Below are 5,182 nucleotides of genomic sequence, written 5' to 3'. Positions count from 1 at the left end.
AAGGATCGGCTTCGTAGCGGTCTACCTGCTCGGCATCACGGCTCAGCCAGTCGCTGCCGGTACGGTTGGGCCGGAAAGCACGATTGAACTGGCCAAAGGTCATCTTGCCGATGAGCCGGCTGCGATGGCGCCGGCCACGGACGCCGGCAATCAGGTTGACCAGCAGCCGCGAGGCCAGCAGTTGGGGCCGGTGGATGCGGTTGGTGGCACTGAGTATCAGGGCGTTGATACGGTCGCCGTATTGCTGGGCATAGCTCTGAGCGATGAAGGATCCCATGCTGTGGCCGAGCAGATTCACCGGCAGGCCTGGATGCTGCTTGCGGGCGGTCTCTACCACCTGTGCCAGATCGCCCACCACCCGTTGCCATCCGTCCTGGTCTGCATAATGCCCCTGGTGTTCAGCCGGGCAGTGGGGGCCATGACCCCGGTGGTGATAGGTGATGACAAGAATGTTGTGAGCCCCGAGCCAGCGGGCCAGCTCCTGGTAGCGATCACCGTGCTCCGCCATGCCATGGCTGATCACCAGAATGGCAACTGGCTGTGCCGGCAGGTATTGCCGTCCGGCAATGGTGTGGCCATCAGGGGTATTCAGCGTCAGAGGGTGTTCGGTCATGGTTTCGGCCCGCATCCTTGTTGTTGTTCTGAGGTGCCGGGCGCTGCCACTCCGGCGGATTCCATAAATGCTGAAGACGGGACAATAAGCTGCCGGGGCGGGCCATGTCGCGGAACATGTCCACATATTCGTGGGTCCAGAGCACAATCAGGTTATTGGAATGAATCTGCCGGGTAATGCCGTATTCCGGTGGGTTGCTGTCGCTCTCCGGGACAAAGGTTCCGAACAGGCGATCCCAGATAATCAGTGTGCCACCGTAATTGCGGTCGATGTATTCCGGATTGCGGCCATGGTGTACCCGGTGATGGCTCGGGGTGTTGAAAAGGAATTCGACCCAGGCCGGCAGATGCCGCACCAGCGTGGTGTGCACGAAAAACTGCTACACCAGGGAGAAAGCATAGGCGATGCCGATCCACACCGGGTTGAAACCGATCAGCGCCATGGGCAAATAGAAAATCCACATGCCGTTGAAAATGTTGGTGGCATTCTGGCGCATGGCGGTGGAGAAATTCATGCGTTCGGACGAATGATGGACTACATGGGCGGCCCAGAACCAGCGCATGCGGTGGCTGGCCCGGTGCATCCAGTAAAAACAGAAATCCACGCCGAGAAAGGTCAGAAATCCGGTCGCCCAGTTCAGCTCCAGTTCCAGTTCCAGCAAGCGGTAGTGATAGCAGAGGGCGTAGACGGGGAAGGCGATCAGACCGGCAAAAAGTAGCTCCGTAACCTGGTAGCCGGCACCGAGGGCGAAGTTGCGAATAGCCTCCGGCACGTTCATCAACCGTGGATCATGCCGTATCTTCAGGTATTCCCACAAGGTAACCGCAATGAACACGGGGGTGGCGATAACGAAAATCAGCTGTCGTTCGTCAAGTGCCAGCCAGGGGGCCAGGAACTGCCAGAGGCTGATCAGCCCGCTGTCTTCCAGCACTGTCCGCATCATGTCGATCAACACCATGGCCGCTCCCCGAATTATTTTTGTTGGGAGTCATCATCGCACAGCGCCGGGTAAAGGCGATGTTCTATTGCGCCAGGGTTGCTGGCCTATTCCGCCACCGCCTGGCCAGCGTCACCGGTTCTGGCGATACACCGCGGCGATGGGATCGATTGCAGCCTGCCATTCGGATAGCCAGGCCTGCACAGGCTTCGGAACCCTGGTTGGCTTTGGCCATGGTACCGGGTACTCGGGCGGCTGGAACAACGGCGCCAGCAGTGAGCATGCAGTGAGATCGGCGCGGGTAAACTGGTCACCGACGAGGAACGGACGTTGCTGGTAGATCTCTGCCAGTTCCTTGACCAGGGCCTCCAGGGTTGCCTGTGAGCTATCGGCGGTTTTCTGGTTGATCTTCATCCACTTGCGCATGATCTCATCAACCCGGCTGAAGGCCAGGCTAAGCAGGATGCGATTATAGAACGGCGTACCCGCTGCCAGCATGGGTACCACCACTTTCGGGCGCTGCAGAAAATAGTGGTACACCCAGGTGCGCAGAGCGGGGCCGGCCTGTTCGTCCAGCTTTTGTTCCCATTCCAGGGCCCTGGCCTGAAGGCCTGGATCCGTCGGCAACAGGGGCTTGTCTGGAAAGACCTTGTCGAGGTAGTCCAGGATCTGTGCGGACCCCTGGATGATCTGGCCGTCGTGTTCGAGTACCGGTACAGACGACTCGGCCCCGGTCAGTTTGCGAATCGTGTTTACATGCTGGCCCGGGAGCAGGTTGACGGTCTGATAGTTGATGCCCTTGTAGTCCAGGGCCCAACGCGCCTTTTCGCAGTAGTGCGAAATGCAGAACTGATAGAGTTTGATCGCCATGGTGTAGCTCCGGATGTCTGGTAACTCAAGATTAACCTTTCTGTATGCGAATTCCCAAGACGGCAGGCGTAGAATGCAATGGTTATCTCACTATGTATCAGGGGGTTATATGAGTCTTGCAAAGAATGTCATGGCGATGTTGCTGATTACCGGGTCGCTCTGGGGCTGCTCCCTCAATGCCGAGAAAGAGGGTGGAAAGCCCGGTTCGCTGGCCGGTAGCCAGTGGATGGTGGAAGAAATTGATGGTGAGCCGGTACTTGAGGGTAGTGAGGTTACCATCGGGTTCACCGATGAAGGGCGGGTGTTTGGTTCATCGTCCTGCAACCGTTACAACGGAGGCTGGCACATTCAGGGTCAAGAACTGGTGTCTTCCCAGATGGCCGCGACGCGAATGGCCTGCCCTGAAACCCTGATGCAGCAGGAAAACCGGTTTTTGAAACTGTTGGGCGATGTTCACGGGTATCAGTTTGCCGCTGACGGCCGGCTGGTGCTTGAGACCGGCCAGGGCGTTACCATCCTGGCTTCGCCAGCGGCTACGCAGGAGTAGTTAAGAGCGTCTTGGCAATGACGTGCTACAGGCAGGTTTCTGACTCAGTGCTTTGCGTCGATCGTGGTGAATCCAGGATGGAATCTCTACAATGGCGACTTGTAGTCTGGAACAACAGAGGATGTGTTCATGTTTTTGCGACAAGGTGTATCGCTGTCAGTCGTGGTTCTTGCCGGCGCCCTGATCAGTGCCTGTGCCTCCAGCCCGACGAAAACGGGCTTGTCGGAGTTTGGCCGTTACCAGTGTGGCCAGCTGGACGTTACGGTCACCAGCTCCGGTGACGACGAACTGGTAGGACTGGAATACCTGAATCGCCGGATTCTGCTCAAGCCGGCCGAGAGCGCCTCCGGCGCCTTGTTTGTCGCGCCCGGCGACCCGGATACCCGGTTCTGGAGCAAGGGGGAGCGGGCAACGCTGAGCCTGCGTGGCGAGACGCTTCCCGAGTGCCTGGAGCCGGGTGCCATTGAATCCTCGTTTCGTGGGATAGGCACGGAACCGTTCTGGTCTGTTGTTATCGAGAATGGCCAGATGCGGCTGACCCGTCCTTACGACCAGCAAGTTACCGAAGATATCCGCCTGAACGAGATTCTTGCCAATCGCCACGGTCGCGCCTATGAAGCCACGCTGGGTGACGAGCGGACGGAGGTGCGGATCGCTCATCAGTTGTGTGAAGACCAGATGGCTGGCGCTCAGTATCCGGCTCAGGTTCGTTTGACACTCGGCGATGAGACATTTGAGGGTTGTGGCGGGGATCGTCAGCGGCTGTTCCGGGGTGCCGAATGGGCGGTGGAAGACCTTGCCGGTGCCGGCATTATTGACCGCTCCAGAATGACCCTGAGGTTTCTGGCGGACAACCGGGTAGCTGGCCGGGCTTCCTGTAATCGCTATACGGGAAGTTACAACCTGACGGGAGAAGGGTTGTCCTTCAGTCTTCAGGCCACCACCATGATGGCCTGTGCGCCGGCATTGATGAATCAGGAAAGGCGTTTCCTGGAGCTGCTGGAAGAGGTAACGGATGGCCGGATCGGCCGGCATGGTGAATTGCTGCTGCAAACACCCGCTGGCAATACCATCAAGGCTTTTCAGTCCGAGGTGGAAAGCCCGTAGGACGCCTTGATCACGTCCAGGCGGCCAGTTTCAGCCAGCCTGGCCAGACCCGCATCCAGCAGTCTGGCCAGTTCCCCCGATCTTGGATTCCCGGCCGAGAAGGCAATGTAGACGGGGGCCTGGTGGGCGATCCCGGCCAGTCTTGGAGGTGGATATCCGGAATGCTCCCGCAAAAACCAGCTCATGACCGCCTGGTCTTCGGCGAAGGTATCGGTGCGTTCCTGTGCCAGAAGTCTGAGAGCTCGCCCGAGGGGCGCTGCTCCGGAGATGACCCACACTCGTTCGGGGTCATCGGTATAGTCTGCAATATATCGATCCAGCTCCGGAGAGTAGGAGTAACCGTTGATCACCAGCAGGGTTTTTCCGTTAAGCGACTCCAGACCCCGGTATTGCCATTGACTCTCCGGATGCGTGTACAAGCCGATACGGGCAGTGCCCATGGGGCGCTCCGGAAAGACAAAGTCCGGGGCGTCGCCTTTCAGGGCGCCGATAACGCCATCAATCCGGTTCTCCCGGGCCAGGCTCAGGGAGCGGGCCCAGCCATAGTTTCTGTACTCAACGTCAAAGCCCGATGCGGCAAAAATCTCCCGCGCAATATCCACCATATAACCTTCCTCCGGCGCACCAGCCCGGCAGTTATGGGGGCACCAGGGGTCGGCGGCGAGAATGATCCGGTGTTGATCAGGGTGGGGGGCAGGTTGCTGGCGCGTGGCGCTTTCCGTGGCTTCATGTCGTCCTGGTTCTGTAGCCTCATCGGGTGAGCAGGCGGCCATCAACAGGGCCAGGATGAGCAACGGGAATCTGGGCATGAGCGAACCGGGTCACGGTAATCTGCGAAGGTGCATTTTCATAGTATACCCTTGCATACTATTTGCAATAACAGGTTCGGCACTGTCAACGGACTGAAGCATTCCTGGCGCACACTGTCAGCAGCCGTTGCCAGAGAGCCTGAAATGACCGAACTGAAAGCATTGACGCCCCACGCGGTGATACCAGCGGAGCAAGCCCGCCGGGACAAAGGCCAGAAACGAAGGCTTCGCACTTTCCTGCCGGAGCTGATCCAGCTCGAGCGGCTGCTGGCGGAGGCGCCGGAAGGTGTCTCCAGTTC

The 5,182-nt window shown here is 58.8% G+C and carries 5 protein-coding genes and 1 pseudogene; 2 read left to right on the top strand and 4 right to left on the bottom strand.

Features of this window, described 5'->3' with window-relative positions:
* The 3 genes and pseudogenes from B3Y70_RS05590 to B3Y70_RS05580 form a co-directional block, all read right to left on the bottom strand.
* A partial coding sequence (locus tag B3Y70_RS05590; RefSeq protein WP_288589358.1) for an alpha/beta fold hydrolase occupies window positions 1–613 on the bottom strand: 613 nt, incomplete at its 3' end.
* Window positions 579–1,391 (bottom strand): annotated as a pseudogene (locus B3Y70_RS05585) (sterol desaturase family protein). The pseudogene B3Y70_RS05585 and the gene B3Y70_RS05590, both read right to left, overlap by 35 nt.
* Window positions 1,392–1,682: 291 nt before the next feature.
* A complete protein-coding gene (locus B3Y70_RS05580) occupies window positions 1,683–2,420 on the bottom strand; it encodes a glutathione S-transferase family protein (protein ID WP_206853641.1) in 738 nt (245 codons plus the stop codon).
* Window positions 2,421–2,529: 109 nt separating this feature from the next.
* Here B3Y70_RS05580 and B3Y70_RS05575 point away from each other — a divergent pair, with 109 nt between their 5' ends.
* Entirely contained in the window at window positions 2,530–2,967 is a 438-nt protein-coding gene (locus B3Y70_RS05575) for an META domain-containing protein (RefSeq protein WP_286893540.1), read from the top strand.
* 129 nt (window positions 2,968–3,096) lie between these two features.
* Window positions 3,097–4,074: an META domain-containing protein gene (locus B3Y70_RS05570; protein ID WP_288589355.1), complete on the top strand. Its 978-nt coding sequence runs from the start codon at window positions 3,097–3,099 to the stop codon at window positions 4,072–4,074.
* Here the strand turns inward: B3Y70_RS05570 and B3Y70_RS05565 are convergent.
* Complete coding sequence (locus tag B3Y70_RS05565) at window positions 4,050–4,883, bottom strand: substrate-binding periplasmic protein (RefSeq protein ID WP_114433714.1); 834 nt, start codon at window positions 4,881–4,883, stop codon at window positions 4,050–4,052. The two genes, B3Y70_RS05570 and B3Y70_RS05565, sit on opposite strands and share 25 nt — an antisense overlap.
* Window positions 4,884–5,182 lie beyond the last annotated feature (299 nt).

This window comes from Marinobacter sp. UBA5687, assembly GCF_002420325.1.
GTDB classification, from domain to species: domain Bacteria; phylum Pseudomonadota; class Gammaproteobacteria; order Pseudomonadales; family Oleiphilaceae; genus Marinobacter; species Marinobacter nauticus.
Note: the sequence above shows the minus strand (reverse complement) of the source record. Positions and strands in the feature narration are given on the sequence as shown.